The organism is Rubrimonas cliftonensis (assembly GCF_900107585.1).
Taxonomy (GTDB): domain Bacteria; phylum Pseudomonadota; class Alphaproteobacteria; order Rhodobacterales; family Rhodobacteraceae; genus Rubrimonas; species Rubrimonas cliftonensis.
This window is the reverse complement of record NZ_FNQM01000022.1, coordinates 1-17,233: the sequence shown is the minus strand read 5'-3', so window position 1 is coordinate 17,233 and position 17,233 is coordinate 1. Positions and strand designations below refer to the sequence as shown.

Here is a 17,233-nt window from a genome sequence, read left to right as displayed (position 1 = left end):
CAGTAACCCCACGGTCGGTCTTCGGGCGCTGGATCCGGCGACAGCCGTTCGCCGGCGCTGCGTCGAACGCGTCCCCGACCTTGCCTTCGATCAGCCCGCCCGCCGCCGCGCCGGCCTCACCCAAGGGGGTCGGCGCAGCGGCGGGCGGGCGATTCCTCTATCCGCTACGTGCTGGTACGTGCTGGTCGCGCCACAACCTTTCGCGCGGCGGCGGCCCGGGCGGCGGCGAGCGTGCGGCTGGCGACCATCTGGTCCGCGCGCCGGTTGTAGGCCTTCGTCGTCTTGTCGCTGGCGTGGTTGAGGACGGTGGTCGCCAACGGAACTTCCGTCGGAGCTTCGGAGGCGATGTAGGTCGCGACGGCGTGGCGGAACGCGTGAACGTTGACCGGGCGGCCAAGCATGGCCTTGCATGCCGTGGTGACGTCGCCGGACAGGCGGTCGGCGTCCATCGGCCCGCCGGTGCGCTCCGACACGAAGAGCGTGCGGCACGCAGCCGCCGCCGTGATCGGCCGGAAGTTCTCGATGTAGCGCATGAGCATGGCGCGCAGCTCCGGCGCGATCTCGCGCTCGTCCGCCGCGCCTTCTTTGGTCTCGTCCGCCTCGAGCCGCAGGCGGGTGAGCGCGGCGTCGAAGTGCCGGTCGAGATCGAGGCCGACGAGCGACCCCAGCCGGATCGGCGTCCAGACGAGCAGGCAGATCGCCAAGCCCGCGCGGGCCTGGCGCAGCGCCTTCGTCCGCTGTCGTCGACCGGTCGCGGCGGCGAGGCGCGTACAGGCGTCGGCGAAGAGGGCCCGGCCGACGAGGAGCAGCTCGAGCGCGGACGCCAGCCGAGACTCGTTGCGGCTGGGTGCGCCTTTGCCGACCTTCTTCAGGCCCTCGGCCGCCGCAGTGAGCCATCGCCAGTCCCGCCCGGGCATGAGATGCGGCGCCAGCGCCGCCGCGGCGCCGAGGGTGATCACGGCGTAGGTGATCCGCGTCTCCTGGCGCTTCACGCGCTCCTGTTCGCGGGCGAGCCACGACTTCACGACGCTCGGCGTGACGTCGACGGCGAGGCCGGCGCCGGCGGCATGACGCAGCAGCCGGGTGAGCGCCCAGACGCGCAACTTCACCGTCGCGGGCGACCAGGCGGCGACGAGCCGGCCGTCGAGCAGCCCGTCGGGATCGACCGCCAGCAGCGGGACGCCGGCCTCGCGCCACGGCCCCGGCCATTCCGCGAGCCGCCGGGCCACGAGACGGGCGAGCTTGACGCGCGCGTCGAGCCGCACGCGCGTGGGCGTCTCCCGGGCGAACAGCACGACATGCGCGTCATGCACCGCCGCGACCGCCGCGCGCATCGCGTTGGCGTCGGGCGTCGGCAGCCCGGCGCTGCGGCGGCGCCATAGCTCCTGCGTCGCCACGTCGGGCGGCAGGCCCTCGGCTGCGGCCGCCTCGAGCCAGCGGTCGTAGCTGCGCGCGAGCCTGCGGTCGTTGGGGGTGGCGGGCGCGCCGAAGGCGGCGAGGAACGCCGTCCGGATCGCCTCGGGCCACCGCGCCATGCTGAAGCGGGGGCGCCGCTTCCGAACCGGGTCGATCATGCCGCCCTCCTGCCGTTGAAGATGTCGCCGGGACCTACGTGGAAGCGCAGCCCGGCCATCGCCCTGCGCGCGCCGGCGCTCAGCAGCGCCTGCCAGCGCCGCTGGGCGATGATCTTGCTGACCTCCGCATAGTAGCTCTCGGTCGTCTTGATCCACAGATGACCCAGCATGACCTGGACGAGCGCCATCGCCGACGGATCTTCGTCGAGAATTACTTTGGCCGCGAGGTGCCGCATGACATGCATGTTGAGGTCGATCCCGCACCAGCGCAGCAGGTGCTGACGGAAGCGGGTGTTGGCCTTCGACGGCGTGATGAAGCCGCAGCCGCTCTCGTAGAGGCGGTCCTTCGCAATGAGGTGGTCGCCGGGAAACAGGTGCGGGTTGTCGTCATGCGCCTGCGCGAGCTTTCGGGCGACGGGCAGGATGCGGTCGATGTAGACCTTCAGCCGTGCGACCGTCTCGGGGTCGAGGACGACGATGACGCCGACGCCAGTCTTCGTCTCCCCCGCGGGGATCTGCAACCTTCCCTCGCCGTCGCCGGCGGGCAGCGTGAGGTGCGGGTCGTCGCCCTTGAAGCGGAGGCTGCATAAGTTCTCGCGCCGCGCCGGGATCGCGCGCTGGCCGATCTGGGCGATGAGTGCGGTGCGGGCGAGCGCCACCTCGTCGTCCGTGATCGCGCGGCCCTCGCGCAGCGGCGCCGTCGCGCGCCGCCACAGAACGTCGGGCGCCTCGAACCAGCGCCGCATCGCGCCGATGTCGTTGAACGCCTTGAGCTTGCGGGCGTGCCGCTCCCCGATCTGCCGCGCCGCGTAGACGTTCTTCTTGACCCCCCCGGCGGCCAGCTTCGTGCCCACGATCGCGGGGTTCACCTTGTCGGCGATGGCGCGCAGCGCCTCGATCGCCTACGGCGCGACGCCGCGCCGGGTCGCGATCGAGACCAGACCTTCCAGGACGCTGTGCTCGCGCCTGCCCTTGGTCTGAGGGTCGAAGCGCTCGCCGGCGTCCTCGCGCCGCTGGCGCCGGGCGGCGCGCACGAGCCGGACGACGCCGGCGAACACCTGCGGCGTCAGCAGCTCGTCGAGCCGCACTGCGTCGCGCGCCGCCCCCGCCTGCGCGGCCTGCCAGGCGCGCTTCACGTAGTCGCGCCAGTTCCCTACCGTGCCGGCCTGGACAGCGGGGAAGGCTGCGCTTGGCGCGGGCGCGAGCTGGCCCAGCCCGAGCGCGAGGTCGTCGTCGCTGACGCCGACCAGCGCCGCCCAGTCGGTCGAGGGCGTCGGCGCGGCCGCCGCCACAAGCGCGTCGAAGTCGACGCGGATCGCCGCGGGAACCTCGTTCCAGTCGAGCGTCGCCACCCGGACAGGGCGGCCGGCCGGCGGCGTCACGGGCGCGGCGGCGCCGCCGGCGGCATGCGCGTTCCAGGCGGCCGCGGCTGCGCGCAGCTTCTCGCCATAGCTCGGCGCATGCGCCGACTGCGTCTCCGCCCAGAAGCGGCGCACGAAGTCCGCGTCGAGCGTCGTCGGGTCGAGCCCCTCCCGCACCGCGGCGAGCGCAAGCCGGCGCAGAATAGCCCTCTCGGAGGCAGCATGCTTCGGCAGCGGCGCCAGCGCCGCGTCCAGCGCCGCAGACCAAACCGGCGGCAGCGCCTTCAGCGCGGCTGCGCTGCTGCGCGGCCGCGCGCCGCCAACGAGCCTTGCGGCGGCGCGCACCCGCCCGACGCTGTTGCGCAGGCTCTTCAGCGTCTCGACGCCGAATGTCTCGCACGTCGCGCGCAACAGCATCGGCTCCAGCGCCGGGGCGGTCGCCGGCAGCTGGTCCGGCGTCGTCGCCTGCGCCGCGCAGAACCGGTCGATCGCATGAAGCGTGCGCCGCGCACTGTCAGGCGGCATCGTCGCCTCGGCCGCCGCGCGCGCGTCGGCGAGCGTCGGCCCCGCGCCGGCGAGCGCCCGGCGCGCGAAGGCCTGGCGCGCGGGGTCTTCCCAGGCCCGCAGCGCGCGGCGGACGCCCGCGGCGACGTGCGGCCAGTCGGCGCCGACGCGGGCGCGCAGGGCCAGGTCGGCGCCGTCGAGCGCTGCCTCCAGCGCGGCGACGGTGGGCTCGGCGCCGGGCGCAGCCAGCGCGGCGGACAGTGTCCGCACCGCGCGCGCCGCCGCCGTCCGCTCGGCGGCCGGCATCGCGGCGAAGCTCAGCGCCGCGGCCAGCGCCTCGGCGCGGTCGGGAGCGGGGAAAGTTGATGGGATCATGGCTCTACTCCTCGTTTGACTCGAACTCAGGCGACCTGCTCGTCTTCCCTCGTCGTCGCCCCCGTCGCGCGGCGCAGGCGGGCTTCGCCCCGAAGAGCCCGCCTGCGCCGTGCGACGGGGGCGCCCCTGGAGCGTCGTCCGGCGGCCGGGGGCGACGCCGGACGACGGGTGGCGACAGCGGGGCGATGGGGGCGGTCTCCACGCCGACCCAGTGGAGACCGCCCGGATGCCCCCGCGGATCTAAGCTTTTGATTTCGCAGGATCTGCTTCGGAGCCGGCTCGGCGATCCAGATGATCGAGCCAAAGCCGCATCATCTCCGTCTCGATGCCCAGATATCGCCAGAGGGCGAGGCGCGTGACGCGGGCGCTCCCGGCGCGCTGAACCGACGCCATGCGTCCGGCCGCGATCTCGCGCTGAGCCTGGCGCAGGGTGACGCCCAAAGTCGTGGCCACTTCGCGTGACGACAGCGTGCTTTCGGGTGAATTCATGTCCGCTGCTCCGATTTTTTCATGTCGGAGATGGCAGCAAGGCAGCGTTTCGCACCTCGTGACGACATGAGGCGACATTTTTTTCACAGATTTCCATGGCTGATCGCATGTCCCGCTCATGGAAGATGTCGTCGCCCTCGACCGCCCCCTGCCGCCCCGCGCCGCCATCCCAGCCGCGGCGTCGCGCGCATGGAGCTGTGCGCGTTACCTCGAGGCTCTGCACCCGATCGTCGGTCGGGGGAGCGTTTCATTTCTTGCGCGGCAGCAGGACGCCGTCCGGGCGCACACCTGCGGGCGCGACATGGCCCTCGTCGCCGCCGAAGTGCTTCTTGAAAGCGATGCGGCATATATCGCGATGAACCCGTACCATGGGCCCCGCGGCGGCGGCCGGCGGCTGGCGTCGCTGAACGCGCTTTTCATCGATCTGGACGTCTACCGCATCCCGGCGCTCGCCGGGCTGTCGCGCCCGGCGATCGCCGCGCAGCTTACGGCGCACATCGCCGCGCTGGATCTTCCTCCCGCCTCCTTCACCGTGGACAGCGGCCGGGGCTTCTACGCCGTGTGGCTGCTAGAGGGCGGACATCCCGCCGCCGAGCCGCGGTGGCGGGCAGCGGCCCGCGCGCTCGTGGAGCTCTTCGCCGCACTCGGCGCCGATCCGGCCTGCGTCGATGCCGCCCGCGTCCTGCGGTTGCCGGAGAGCTGGCACGACGGCGCCGGGCGCGCGGTGACCGTCGTCGCCGGAGACGGCGCGCGGCACGGGTTCGACGCGCTTTGCGACAGCATCTTCAAGGCGGCCGGACGGCCGACCCGCCAGGCGCTGGCGGCGCGGCGCGGCGGCGTTACGCGGGCGCCAAACCGGGCGCCGCCCCCGGTTATCGCCCGTGGATCCGGCATGCCGCGCCGCGCCTTCTGGGCGGCCGTCCAACGCGATCTCGGGCGTCTGCTGGCGTTCTGGGGCGGGGCGATCCCGATCGGTCGGCGCGACCTGTGGCTGCATTTTCACGCATGCTCGCTGTCCTGGACGGACCCGGGCGCCGATATCGCCGAGGCCGTATCGGCCCTTGCGGCCGACGCGGCGCCAGGGCTCGCGCCGCGCGAGGTCCGCACCTGCGTCGGCACGGTGGCGCGACGGGCCGGCGACGCCTTCGCCGGCAGGCGCGGCGCCGGCGGCGGGGATCCGCGCTACGGCTACGCCGGCGTCACGATCGCCGAGCGGCTTGGGATCGACGCCGGCCTCGCCGCGCGCATCGGGCTCGAGCAGATCGTACCCGTCGACGTCCGGGCCGCGCGGCTGCGCCGCGCGCGGACGGCGCGGCGTCGCGCGGCCGGCGCCCTGCCGCGCGCGGTCTGGCTTGCGCTGAACCCGATCAGTCGTGAGCGGCCTTGGGAAGGCGAGGGCGTCTCTCGGGCGACCTGGTACCGGCGGCTCAAGGCGCGCCGAGGCTGCCGCGTCCGCGCCTGCCTTGCCGGGCTGCATGCCAGCGCGGTCAGGGTGGCGGCGCGCCGTGAGACGGGTGCGGCCTGGCTCTATGGGGGCGAAGCCTCGGCTGGCGGGGCGGCGGATGAGCCCATGGCGACGGCGATCCCAGCCCCCCGGGCAACCCGCGCAGCCGTCCGCCATCTCCCGGCCAAACGGCCGCCGCGCGCGATCGACCGCCCGGTTTCGGTGATGGCGCCCGCTGCCCAAGCCGCGGCCCGCCGCGCCGATCCGCCCCCGACGGTCCAGCCGGTCGCGCCTGTTCAACCCGCCCCGCAGCCTCTCCATCCACAGCCGTTCCATCCACAGCCGCTCGACGCAGCCGCCACGGAGACCATCGCCATGCCCGCGCCGCTCGATCCAGCCATTCTCGCCGCCGCCGCCGCGCGCCTTGGTCCGACCGACGTCGGCTGGCTGGTGCGCGTCGTCGCGGGCCCCGATGGTCTCGCGATGCTCGCCGGGCTCGACGCCGGCGCGAGGGTGCGTCTCGCACCGTGGCTTCATTGTGGCGCCGATGGCGTCGTCGGCTTGCAATCGCCCGATCCCGATCCGGCGCCGCTGCGCCGGCCGGCCATGGGCGGCCACGGCGACCATCTTTTCGACTTCGTGCGCCCTGCGAGCGCCGCGCCGGCCCCGCCTGGCTTGGCCGGCGCGGCGGCCGGACGCCAGCCGCCGACGCTCAAGCAGACGGCCATCGCCCAAGGGCTTCGGTTGTTCATGGGCGCCGGCAAGAGCGAGGACGCCGCCCGCCGTATCCTCGGCGCGCTGTTTCGCGACCTGCGCGACGGCGTGGTGTTCGAGGCGCTGGCCGCCGCCGTGCAGCGCGCGGGCGATATCGCCGAGCCTCTCGGCTGGATCAAGGCCTATGCCGAGAAGAATTACGGCGCCGCCGCCAGACGACCCCATCACCGACCCGCCGCCGCCGCTCGTGTCGGGGCCGCCCCAGTGTCGCCTCAGCCGTCGCGGCCGATCGCAACGCCCGAGTTGCTCGGGATCTCGCCAGAACGCGCCCGAAAAATCCGCGAGCGAAACACCCTGCTGCGCAGGGCGTTCTGATGCCGATGAAGTCGACAAGGGACGAGATGGCATGGAGCCTCGGCCCATCGCCCCCGCCGCCCCCGCCGAAGCCGGGCTCGCCTGTCCCGGTGGCGTCCGCTGGCCCCGGCGACCGGACCGGAGCGGAGCGCCAGCGAGGCTGCGGGCGGCGCGATCTTTCTGAAAGCGCAGCCCACGCTCAGGCGGACGTCGCACGATCGCCAGTTGTGCTACAGATGCTTCGGCGGACGCTGCGCGATAGTGAGCGGGCATGAAATTGGCAGAACAGGCGCCTGAGCGTCACCTCCTTTGGTCCGACACCTTCGGTGATCATGACGCGGATCGGGGTCCGGACGCCTCCCCGGTCCGCACATCGGCGATCGGGTGCGCCCGCATCGGGCCCCCGGCGCCCGATCGCGACGCGCCGGTCCAGCCGACCGCGCCTATAGCTCAGTTCACGACCCGCAGTCGCGGGCGCGCCGGTTCAGGCGAGCCGGTCGAGAAGGGACGCTGGACCCCGGAGATGTCCAGCGCGACCGAGTTGACGGCCGCGCGATAGTCCTCGATCGGCGAGCCTTCGGGGTCGTAATGGGTCTCGGTGACGTCCACGAGCCGGTGGCCCATCAGGCGCTTGCGGATCTCCAGGCCCACCTTGCGGCGCTTCATGCCGACGTTGAAGTCCTTGCGGAGGCTGTGGAAGTCGCGCTGCGGGTCATAGACGCCCTGGTCGCGGCGATAGTCGGTGAAAAGGCTTGAGAACACCTCGGACTTCCGGCCGCGCGCATCGCCGCGGTCGAGGTCGGGGAAAAGCCATTCCTGGCCTTCCTGGCGGCGCTGCTCGACCAGTCGCGTCAGCCCGAGCGAGAGCAGGTTGTCGTGGATCGCGATCGTCCGCCGCGCGGACAGGTTCTTGAGATGCTGTCCCGCGCCCTGGCGGATGCGGATGACGGCGATCCCGCGTATCGTGTCGATGTCGTCGGGCTTGAGCTGGGCCGCCTCCTCCATGCGCAGGCCCGCATGAAACCCCAGGAGCGGCAGCCAGAACAGTGGATCGCCGGGGTCGGCGAGAGGCTTGGTGAAAATCTTCGTCGCGAAGAGATCCTTCGCCCGGTCGCCCCAGGCGAGACGGGGCGTGTCGGCCTCGTCCTTCTGAAGCTCAATGATCTTTTTCTTCGACCAGATCACGCGCTGCATGACGTTGCGGGCGAAGCAGCCGTTCTCCATGCCCTCGTCGCGCACGACGCGTTGCAGATCCTGCATGACGCGGTAGATCGTCGCCACCCTGACGCGGTTGACGCCTTGCTTCGCCTGGCGGGTGTCGATGTCGCCCTGAGAGGCGCCGCGCGCCCTCATCGCCTCGATCGCGTCGCTCAGCGCCGCTTCCCGGGCGTCGGCGTGGTCGATCTCCTCGAGCGGCGTGCGCCCGGCCTTGCCCCATGCCCTGGGCAGGCGGCGGTAGGTCTCGAAGAACTCGCGGAGCCGGGTCTCGTCGACCTCGTCGCAGGTCAGGTCGCCCTCAATGGCGCGGAACGCCTTGAGCGCGGAGCGCACCTGGCCCGCGCTGTTGTCTTTCCAGCTCCGCGACTCCTCAACGCGCCGCGCGACGTAATCCTGGCCGAGCTCGAAGAACTTCCTCGCGCCGTTGGGCGCGGCAGGGTTCGGCGGCGGCGGCTGGCGATACGTGAAACCCGCCGTCCTGTCGGCGGCGGTTTCGCCGCGCCGCGGCGCGCTCCCCCGGGTCTTCGCCGCGGCGACCCGCGCCGCGGCTTCGCCCGCCGGGGCGGGGGGCGCGCCTCGATCTGCGATCCGCCCGGCGACCTGTCCGGCGGCCCGCCCGGCGACTTTCTCTGCGCCCGGCTCCGCGAGCGGCGCGGACGCAGCAGCCCATGGGATCGGACCTGCTGCGGGCAGGGCCTGTGGCGTGGCCGCCGGCGCCGCCGCATGCGCCGGCGCGGCGAAGCGCGGCGGCGGCGTCATGGCGGTCGCCAGCAGCTGGGCCGCCTCATCGCGATAGGCGCCGGTCTCGCGGCGGGCGTTCTCCTCGCAGACCGCGACAAGGCCGATGGCGGCGCGGCGGGCGACCATGCGCCAGTCGGGCGCGTCCTCGGCGAGCGCGACGCCGAGGCGCGCGAGCGCGGCGCGCACCGGATCCGCGACGGCGGCGTAGTCGTTGTGGGCGATCGCGGCGACGAGCGTCTGGCGGGAGGCGGCCTCGATGCGCAGCGCCGCCTCGATGTCGGCGCTCGCGCGGGCCGGCGCGACGGCGCGGGCGGCCTCGCGCGCCTCGAGCTCGAAGCGCATCAGGTCGACGACCACCCGTTCGATGTCCTCAGCGTTCAACATGCCGCCACCACACGCAACCACCAGCGTGAAGGCGGCGTCGGTGAAACGCGTCGCATGCGCCGCCATCCGTCTGCCTTCGCGCAGGAGGTGGGTTCCCAGCGGCAGCGTCAGGACGCGCACCCGGAAGGAGCCTTGCGCGCCGCGCGGCACGCGGCGGCGGAAGAGCAGACCCTCCCCCCGTCGTTGCAGATTGGACCCCGAACCCATGGACGTGCGACCCTCCTCGTGCGCACGCGGTGCGACGGTCGGTGTCGCATTCGCCGCAAAAGGCCGGATATGCTCCGAACCTCGCGGCAAGGCGTTGATTTTCCTCGGGATTTTAAAGCCTGGCTCCGGCGGTAGGACCCGGAGCAAATCCAGAAGAACGCAATGATCCCAAGCTCTTGGCGCTCCGGCCCCGCTCGGGATTAGCCATTGGTGCTACACCAGCGGCTGACAATCAAGGGCTACAGCGCCGCGCCAAAGTCAGTTACTGACACGTGGCCGGTCTCTTTCGGGGATGCGCCGTTGCGGTCGGTCGAAGGCTTTGGGTCGCTTGCGGAGCAGCAGTGATTCATCGCGGACAGCGGACCTTCGCTGCGGCGACGACCAACAACCGCTTTTGGAGCCGAGAGGGCCTATCTGCTTTGCGACGACGAAATGCGTAAAGCGGCCCATCAGACGCCGACCAATCTAAATCCAAACTTTCTGGAGCAGCTTCGCGCGGATCACTCACGCCGGGAGCGTGTGAACACACGGCGGACCGTGGCAGGCCCGTCAGCATCGAGCAAGTAATCATCGGCAAGGTCGGACCGATCAAGAGGTCTAGACTCGCTAGGCGACCGGGCAAGCTTATAACCAGACGCGTCGAGCCAGATGACTTCGGATGCACCGACAACCGGCAAGACGTTGTAGCTTTTCATGGCTCCGGTCGTCCCGGTCAGCTCCGCTTCCTCCGGTATAACCTCGGCGTGCTCCCGTTCGCGTGCAGGCAGGGTCCGTTCCCAAGCCAGAAAGTGCTGGGGATCAATCAGATCTTCGGAGGTCGGCGCGTCAATCTCATCGTCAAGCCATTTTGCGAATGCGGGTCTCAGTGCTTCGGCATCCTCGCGCGTCTTCGCGCGTCCCTGCGCCAACGCAAAGGCGACAATTGGGTCGAGCGTTCCCCAGCGAAGCAGCTCGCGCGCCCAGAAGCCGAACCATGGGAGGCCCGTTGTGGCCTTCCATTCGGTGAGTGAGGGAACGGCGAGCGGATCACCGGCCCCAGCATTCCATTTCTGCGCGACGACCGCGCCAATCGCGACCCCCAAGCGAAACTCCAGATTGTCGGCGACGAAACGCTGGCGGGCGCGAAGATCGCCGGCTTCGGGCACTTCGCTGCCTGGCGCGCGCATCCACCACCTAAGTACGGCGGTCCAAGCCTCGAGGATCTCGCGGTCGCCGACCGTATCGCGGACGCGGAAGCCGAAGCCGCGGTCCACCTTCAATAGCTCGCCGAGGGCCTCAAATCGCACCAGACGCTGAGCCGGAGTCTCGGCACCATAATCAACTGCAGCCGTCAGTAGCTCGGCGATTGCCGGCGCTGTCAACTCGAACCTCCTGCCGACATAGGGCGAGAAGCCATATTGGTAGAGCCGCCGCCGTTCGTCGGGGTCGGGGTAAATGTCCTCGACGATCGCGCGCCCGCGGCGCACGATCGCTTCTTCAAGCCAAGCTTCCTGCGCGGCGGCGGCGACCGTGAATGTTTTCTGCCAGAGGGCGGCGAGCTTTGCTTCGGCCTGTAGCCCATCAAGTTCGGCATCAAGCAGGCTAAGTTCCTGGAGCGCTGTAATGATAAAGGCATCCAGTTCGTCTACTGTGTCGGCAAGCCGGTCGATGTCGCCGGTTGCGCCGGTTCCAGCATCATCGCTGATCGCGCCCGGCTCGATCTGTTCGAGCCATTTCAGAAAGGCATTGTCGGTCAGATGTCCAAAATAAAGCCGCGCCTTGTCGCGCAGTTCTCTGAGTAGCATCGCGAGCGGACTGAGTGTCGCATCACCCGCCAGCTCGTCAAGCCGGAGGTTCTCGCGCAGAGCTTCATAGTCTGCGCGCAGAGCAGCCATCTGGTTGCGCTGGGTCTGCTTCTGCCCATTGGCAGTGGTGGCGATCGTGGTGGGCAAGGCGATCAGCGTCAGTCCTTCCATTCCACGTGTTGAGCCCGGCCTGCCAGCGCGACCAGAGAGATTTCGGAACTCAGCTGGAGTAAAGGGTGTGACGACCGGCTGCTGCTTGACATTGTCATAGGCGCTGCGCTTGAGCGAGGTGACGAAGATGATGTCAAAGGGGAGGTTGACGCCTTCGGTGAGCGTCGCGGTCGCTACAGTGATCGGACAGATCTTGTCTTCGATCAGCGCCACCATTAGCCGCCGCAGCCGTTGAGGCATCTGGCCATGGCTGGTCGCAATCCCGCGATCTAGTAGCCGCACCTCATAGGAATCTGGCCCGCAATAATCGACGCCGGTTGCCCGGGCTTCGGCGAACAGGTCACCGTCTCTTCCCTCGGGAATCACGAAAGCCGGCAGCCCCTGCCAAGCCGGCAGGTCGAATGCTTCCGCATACCATCCCATAGTCTGTTCGGGCTGCTGGGCCAGCGAGATGAGAATCCGGCGATTGGTCGCGGCGAGGTGCAGCGACGTCCAAAGCACGGTCACTTGGTTGAAGCGGTTGAGGCTGGATCGCATCGGTGCGGGCAGCTGCGCCATCGGCGGGATGGAGAGGTTGAGATAGACCGGGTCATCACGGCCTTGCACGTAAAGCGGCCGCCCGTTCATAAGCTCAAGCAACATCGTGCTTCGCCGCTCCGACGCAGTCTCGAGCACACCGATCACTTGCCGGGTGCTGCGATAACGCGTACCGATTGCTGCCGCATCGGCGGTTCCCTCCATCCACCGTGCCACAGGTCCGGCGGCGCCTCCGGCGACAGCGGTAAGAGCAATTCGAGCAATGTCGGGCACCTGGGTGAGTAAGCGTGCGACGAAACCTTCGAGCCTAAGCGAGCGGCTGCTGTGTTCGGCAAAATCGCTGCGGCCGCTTTCCGTATCCTCGGGCAGGACCTGATGCGCCTCATCCACGATCAGGATTTTGAGGCGACTAAGTAGTAGCGGCGCAAGATAGCGCATAAACGCATCTGCCTTTTCGACCGTAGCGATAAGCACAGTCGGGCGGTCGGCATTCAGCCAATAATCAGTGATGCCCCAGTCAGCGCCGCCGTAGAGGCCGGTGATGATGAAATCACGTCCGAGCTCTGACGTCAGCTTCGCCTCGACCTCCCCGGCCAGCGCGCGGGACGGGACAAGGTAAAGCGCGAGCGGCACCACCTCTTCATGATCGCCCAACAGCAGTTCTTTCAGGAGGGCGAGATTGGCGATAAGCGTTTTGCCCGATCCGGTCGGCGTGCAGAGCGCGAAGGATGAGTTTTCGAGCAGGCGGGTGAGACCGGCGCGCTGCGATGACCACAGTATGCCGCGACCGCGCGAGAACTGGTCACGCGCAAAGGCCAACATGCGCGGCATGCGCTCGAGGTTGAGTTCGCCAAGCGCGCGGATCGACCGATAGATGCTTGCACCGGCAAACCGTTCTCCGACCTGCCGCAACAGGCTGATGAGCAGCGAGACATCGTCGCTAAAGGTGCGTAAGGCCATGGCGTCGAGCGCTTTGAGCTTCGCAGTGGCCTTAGCTAGGCGGCCATCGTCGCCGCGCCGGATCGAATCTGCAAACAGGCCGAGTGCGCGAATGAGTTCGACCGTGAAATACCAGCTGAGCTGGTCATCCTTGTTTTCTTTGAGGATTCGAAGGGAAGAGCCAGCGTCAGTCAGATCGCCATTCTGAGCCCAGAAGGCCATCGCCTGGACGAGCACTGCGTCGAAATCGGCTTTAAGGAATGCGGCGAAGAGCTTCGGGCCATCTTCCTCAAAATCGAACTGTCCGAGGAGACTCGACGCCATGGCGGGCAGACCGCCGAGCTGGAAGGCGGCGCCCGATAGCAGTTCGATCGGCGCGATCGTCCGGATGTCATCTGCCGAGCGCGCCAGCCATTCGAGGACCTCACCGGCCCGCCGATAGCAGTCAATCGCGCGCGGCGCGTCATGGCCTTCGATCTCTGCAAATATTTCAGCTGCCTGCAACAAGCTCCGCGCATCCGTCAGCTGGCCTTCGGATTCGCGGCGGTTCCAGCCGATCGTATTGACCTGCCAGCCGATCTGTAGACAGCGGACATAGGAACGCGCCTGTATTGCAGTTATCTCGTTTTCTAGCGCGAGCCCAGTGCGGGCGCCGTTGGCCGTCTCGAGCCGCTGTGGGTCGCTTGTCGGCATCAAGCAGCCCACAGAGCATCATAGATGCGATCGATCAACTTGTCCCCGTCCTGCAAAATGAGCTCGACCACCTGCAGATCGTGCGGCGCTGTATATTCCTTAGGCGCTTCCTCCCAGTGGATAAGCGAAGTTTGGGACTTCCGACTCGACACATCGCCCCCTGAGATCATTATGAGGTTAGTGCGCGGCAATGGCTCAGCGTTCCGGACCACCAGCACGCGATCTAGCCTAGCGATCGCAGCCGAATAGCCGTCTGGATCGATTTCCCGCAGCAGGCGCTGCAACTGCCGAAGCCCATGCGGCGCTGAAATGTCGCGATTGATCTGGAACCAAATGCCCTTGCCGTCATGCTCGAGTTCGTTGGTATCGGAATTTCTCTTTTTCTTGCCGTACATCAGCTCGGCGACGACTGACGGCTGAAGCTTCTTCCGCCATTTGGCTTCACCAACGATGAAGCGCTCTATGTCTCCCTCTTTATCGAGTGCGAGCGCAATGAAGTCAGAGCCACGCCTTCCATAGACCTCGCGCTTGCGCTCTTCGTCCCGCACAAGCGCAAACAAATAAGCCTCCGCGTCTTCATGGTATCGGAAGAGAAAGACTGGAATTGTCCATTGGTGGTTGCCGATATATTTGTAATGCTCAGTGAGCATGCCGGCCATGACTTCACCAAACAAACCACGCCGCGAAATCGAGGGGAGGCAGGCCGGATAAGTGATATCCGGTGTGGGTGCGTCAGCATCAGGGTGAAGGTCGATACCTATCTGTTCGTGAAAGAAAGCGCGGGCATCAGCATGGGCAGATTCAAAATAAGCGACGAAATTTGCAATCAGATCGTCGTCGCAGTCGCAATTTTGTTCGAGCAACAAGTGCCCGTAGTTTCCGTCTTCACTCGCATAGTCCTCAAGCCATCGCGTCAGCGCAGCAGCTGGCGGCGGACAATCGTGCAAGGTCAATGTCGAACTCCTCGCACGATATACATGGTGTGGATCGGCACAACCACGTAACCTCATATAGTCTCTTGGAATCAAGCGCTATTACACCGCTTGGCGTCAGGACCGAATGCTGATCCACAGGAGATGCCGATGACTAACTATGACAAGCTTTTTGCCGAGGCTAAGGCGAGCAGCGAGCGGGCCAGACAGGTAAAGCTAGAGAAAGAAGAGCGGCAAGCGACCGAAAAAGCTGAAATATTACAAGCGGCAATTGGTATTTTGAATGACCGGTTTCGCTCCTATCTTGAGAAAGCCAGTGAGACGCTGGCGCGGAACAGTATCAATGCCAATGTTAGTGACAATTTCTCTCGGACAAGCGTAGAAGACGAGCGCCAAACGCCAGAAGATCCTCGACTGAGTCTAAATGTATACGATGACAACCGCCCTACGCTGCGGGCTTTTTTGGAGATCGCGTTAATAATAACGCGTAATACTTCAGATACGGCGGAATTTAAACTATATAGAAAAGGATCAGAGCCAAAAAAAATGAGAATAGTACTTTTAGATAGCTCAGCAGAGAGCATACTAAACGGCCTTGTCAAAGAGCTATTTTTGTCAGTTACCCGATAATCCGCTCTGAACATTTCGATCATACAGCGGCGTAGGGGATTTGCCGGCGTCGCGGCGGGATGAGGATCGCGAGGAGCAAGGCCTCGACGGCGCGCAACAGAGGCCTGAGGTGGGCGGGGATCGTTCGGATGTTGATCGGCGAGCGATCCCGCCGCAATTCGGCGAAGTAAGCGGTTGATGCGACGCGTCCAGACGGGGTCATACTTAAGAGTGTATTCACAGCGCCGCGCGTGACCGCCCCGTGCGTAGCTCGGCCCTACACGTGGCCGGCATCCACGGGCCTCGGTTACGACCCGCTGCCCCGTCGAGCGTCCGTTGTTGAGGATCCGCCCGCCGCTCGCGCGAACGGCTGTCCACAGGGTCCGGCCGTAGTGCCGCAATTGGCCGGAACCGGGAGCCACGGGGGCCGCGGCTTGCACGGCCCTCGGCGAGTACGGCGTGCATTCTGCACGCCGCACGACACCTTCGCCTCAACGGCCTTTGAGCTTCTCACCCAGCCTCTTGCCGATCAGCTCGGCCATCTTGCGCAGGTTGCGGTCCTGCAGGTCGTCGAAGCCCTTGACGATTTTCGCGCCCTGTTCGCCGTGGGCGACCATGCAGAGGACGGCCGCACAGTTATAGGCGTGTCGGTGCATGATCGCGCCGCCGCGGTCGTGCATGTCGAGATCGACCGGGGCGCCGGGATACCACTGGTCGTTGGGCAGCGCGCTGTAGGAGAACACCTCGACGCAGGCGCGGGCCAGCGTCTGGAGCAGATCGGTCAGCGACGCGACGCTGAAGGCGTCCTCCGGGCATTCCTCGCGGTTCTCAATCACCCAGTCGGTGAGAAACTCCCAGACCGGCGGCGAGCAGTAGGCGGTCTTGGCTGCCTCGTCGACGGCGTCGATGCAGATGCGGCCCAGCGCCCAGATGATCTCGTAGCGCGTATCTTCGGCGGCGTCGGCCTGGATCGCGGCGACGACGGTATTGAGGTCGAGCATCACGCTGCTCCCTTGCTGGTGGCGGAGAGTTTGGAGGCGCTGCCGCGCCATATGACGGGCACGCCCTGCTCGGTGAGGCCGCGGCGCTCGTTGCGCCGCTCGGCGGCCATGTCGCGCTCGGCCCAGATGCGGGCGCGCACGGCGTTCATCCGCTCCAGCCCGGCGTCGTCGAGCCGGCCGATGACCGGCGACTTGCGGCCCCTCGGCATGCGGAAGAGCGTGCTGTCGAGGGTCACCGTCACGCGGCGAAAGCCCACGAAGCGGGTCGGCTGGTCGAGCCCCGCCATCGCCATGCCGGCGACGGCGCCGATGTGGATCTCCCAGCCGCGGTTGGCCTTGCCGGTCGCCGTGGTGCCGTAGGCAATCTCGGCGAAGGCGTGGTCGCCGACACGGCCGACCTCGAGCACGAGGCAGGGCCGGGCCTTCACCGGGCCGTCGTCGGCGCAGGGGAAACTGAAGAGAACCACATCGCCGCGCTGCAGCGTCTGGGTCCACGGGGTCGCCGCCGCGATGGCGGTCATGGTGTCGAGCATCGGCTCGCTCCTTGCTGTTGGAGGAACGACGCGTCGCGTCTTGCCCCACTCACACCCACCGGGCGGTGGCGCTCGACGCGCGCGTCACAGACGGCGCGTGCGTCGAACGCCATCGCCCCAGCCTCCGGCCGCCGCAGGTCAGGCCGCTGCTCCCCGCGCATCCGCTGCCCACCGCCGCAGTCTCTCGGCCGGAACGGCGCCGCGCGCGCAGCCGACAGGCGCGCGCGGCGACGGGACGGCCGCGCTGGAGGGGATCGGGGAGGACGCAGGAACCTCCCCGGGAGCGAGGGGGTCTCGGGGGCGTGCGGAACGGCCCCCGAGCCGTCGGAGACGCCGTGGGGGAGTGTCGAGGGGGCGTGGCGAACAGGCCCGCTCGACCCCGCCGGGAGGCGCCGAGGGGTGCAGGGGATCGCGGCGAGCTCTCCCCCTGCCGCCCGCCGCGCAGGCGCCCCGCGGGAGCGCGGGTCCAGGGCAGAGCCCTGGCGAACGGGCAGATCGAACGGATGCGCCGCAGGCGCAGGAGTGCGATCTGTTTAGTGAGTAAAGATCCCTACACCTCAGCTCGCGCTCTGCGCGGCAACCGACGCTTCACCCTCGCCACGCATGCTCCTCCGCCCGAACCCAGCGGACCACAGCATGATCATCACGCAGTCAGCCACAGGACACCCC

General features: G+C 68.1%; 11 protein-coding genes. 2 read left to right on the top strand and 9 right to left on the bottom strand.

All coding sequences use genetic code 11. The features are described 5' to 3' along the window. Window positions 1-164: 164 nt before the first annotated feature. The 4 genes from BLW43_RS19245 to BLW43_RS23130 all read right to left on the bottom strand — a co-directional run bounded on the left by BLW43_RS19245 (window position 165) and on the right by BLW43_RS23130 (window position 4,303). Complete coding sequence (locus BLW43_RS19245; RefSeq protein WP_093255959.1) at window positions 165-1,574, bottom strand: site-specific integrase; 1,410 nt, start codon at window positions 1,572-1,574, stop codon at window positions 165-167. Continuing rightward, window positions 1,571-2,428: a site-specific integrase gene (locus BLW43_RS19240; protein WP_139284150.1), complete on the bottom strand. Its 858-nt coding sequence runs from the start codon at window positions 2,426-2,428 to the stop codon at window positions 1,571-1,573. Before BLW43_RS19240 ends, BLW43_RS19245 begins: the two co-directional genes overlap by 4 nt. 48 nt (window positions 2,429-2,476) lie before the next feature. Then, complete coding sequence (locus tag BLW43_RS19235) at window positions 2,477-3,814, bottom strand: hypothetical protein (protein WP_093255955.1); 1,338 nt, start codon at window positions 3,812-3,814, stop codon at window positions 2,477-2,479. A 240-nt stretch (window positions 3,815-4,054) separates the two neighbouring features. Beyond that, window positions 4,055-4,303 carry a hypothetical protein gene (locus BLW43_RS23130; protein WP_139284149.1) on the bottom strand — a complete coding sequence of 83 codons (249 nt, stop codon included), beginning with the start codon at window positions 4,301-4,303 and terminating at the stop codon, window positions 4,055-4,057. A gap of 301 nt (window positions 4,304-4,604) precedes the next feature. Between BLW43_RS23130 and BLW43_RS19230 the strand changes: the two genes are divergently transcribed. Then, window positions 4,605-6,836 carry a hypothetical protein gene (locus tag BLW43_RS19230; RefSeq protein WP_093255954.1) on the top strand — a complete coding sequence of 744 codons (2,232 nt, stop codon included), beginning with the start codon at window positions 4,605-4,607 and terminating at the stop codon, window positions 6,834-6,836. A 429-nt stretch (window positions 6,837-7,265) separates the two neighbouring features. On the opposite strand, the gene BLW43_RS19225 is transcribed toward BLW43_RS19230, so the two are convergent. From BLW43_RS19225 to BLW43_RS19215, 3 genes are all read right to left on the bottom strand, one after another. Then, the gene (locus BLW43_RS19225; RefSeq protein ID WP_139284148.1) at window positions 7,266-9,365 is read right to left on the bottom strand and encodes a site-specific integrase; all 2,100 of its coding nucleotides are present in this window, start codon (window positions 9,363-9,365) and stop codon (window positions 7,266-7,268) included. 500 nt (window positions 9,366-9,865) lie between these two features. Further along, a complete protein-coding gene (locus tag BLW43_RS19220; RefSeq protein WP_093255950.1) occupies window positions 9,866-13,489 on the bottom strand; it encodes a DEAD/DEAH box helicase in 3,624 nt (1,207 codons plus the stop codon). After that, window positions 13,489-14,442 (bottom strand): hypothetical protein, encoded by a 954-nt coding sequence (locus tag BLW43_RS19215; RefSeq protein ID WP_217632245.1) that lies wholly within the window; start codon window positions 14,440-14,442, stop codon window positions 13,489-13,491. The genes BLW43_RS19220 and BLW43_RS19215 overlap by 1 nt, the downstream gene beginning before the upstream one ends. Window positions 14,443-14,571: 129 nt before the next feature. Here BLW43_RS19215 and BLW43_RS23125 point away from each other — a divergent pair, with 129 nt between their 5' ends. Then, a complete protein-coding gene (locus BLW43_RS23125; RefSeq protein WP_139284147.1) occupies window positions 14,572-15,051 on the top strand; it encodes a hypothetical protein in 480 nt (159 codons plus the stop codon). Window positions 15,052-15,521: 470 nt separating this feature from the next. On the opposite strand, the gene BLW43_RS19210 is transcribed toward BLW43_RS23125, so the two are convergent. Together BLW43_RS19210 and BLW43_RS19205 are read right to left on the bottom strand one after the other, a co-directional pair. Next, on the bottom strand, window positions 15,522-16,031 hold the full coding sequence (locus BLW43_RS19210) for a hypothetical protein (protein ID WP_093255948.1): 510 nt from the start codon (window positions 16,029-16,031) through the stop codon (window positions 15,522-15,524). Then, window positions 16,031-16,564, bottom strand: a complete 534-nt coding sequence (locus BLW43_RS19205; protein ID WP_093255946.1) for a hypothetical protein — start codon at window positions 16,562-16,564, stop codon at window positions 16,031-16,033. The genes BLW43_RS19210 and BLW43_RS19205 overlap by 1 nt, the downstream gene beginning before the upstream one ends. Window positions 16,565-17,233: the final 669 nt, after the last annotated feature.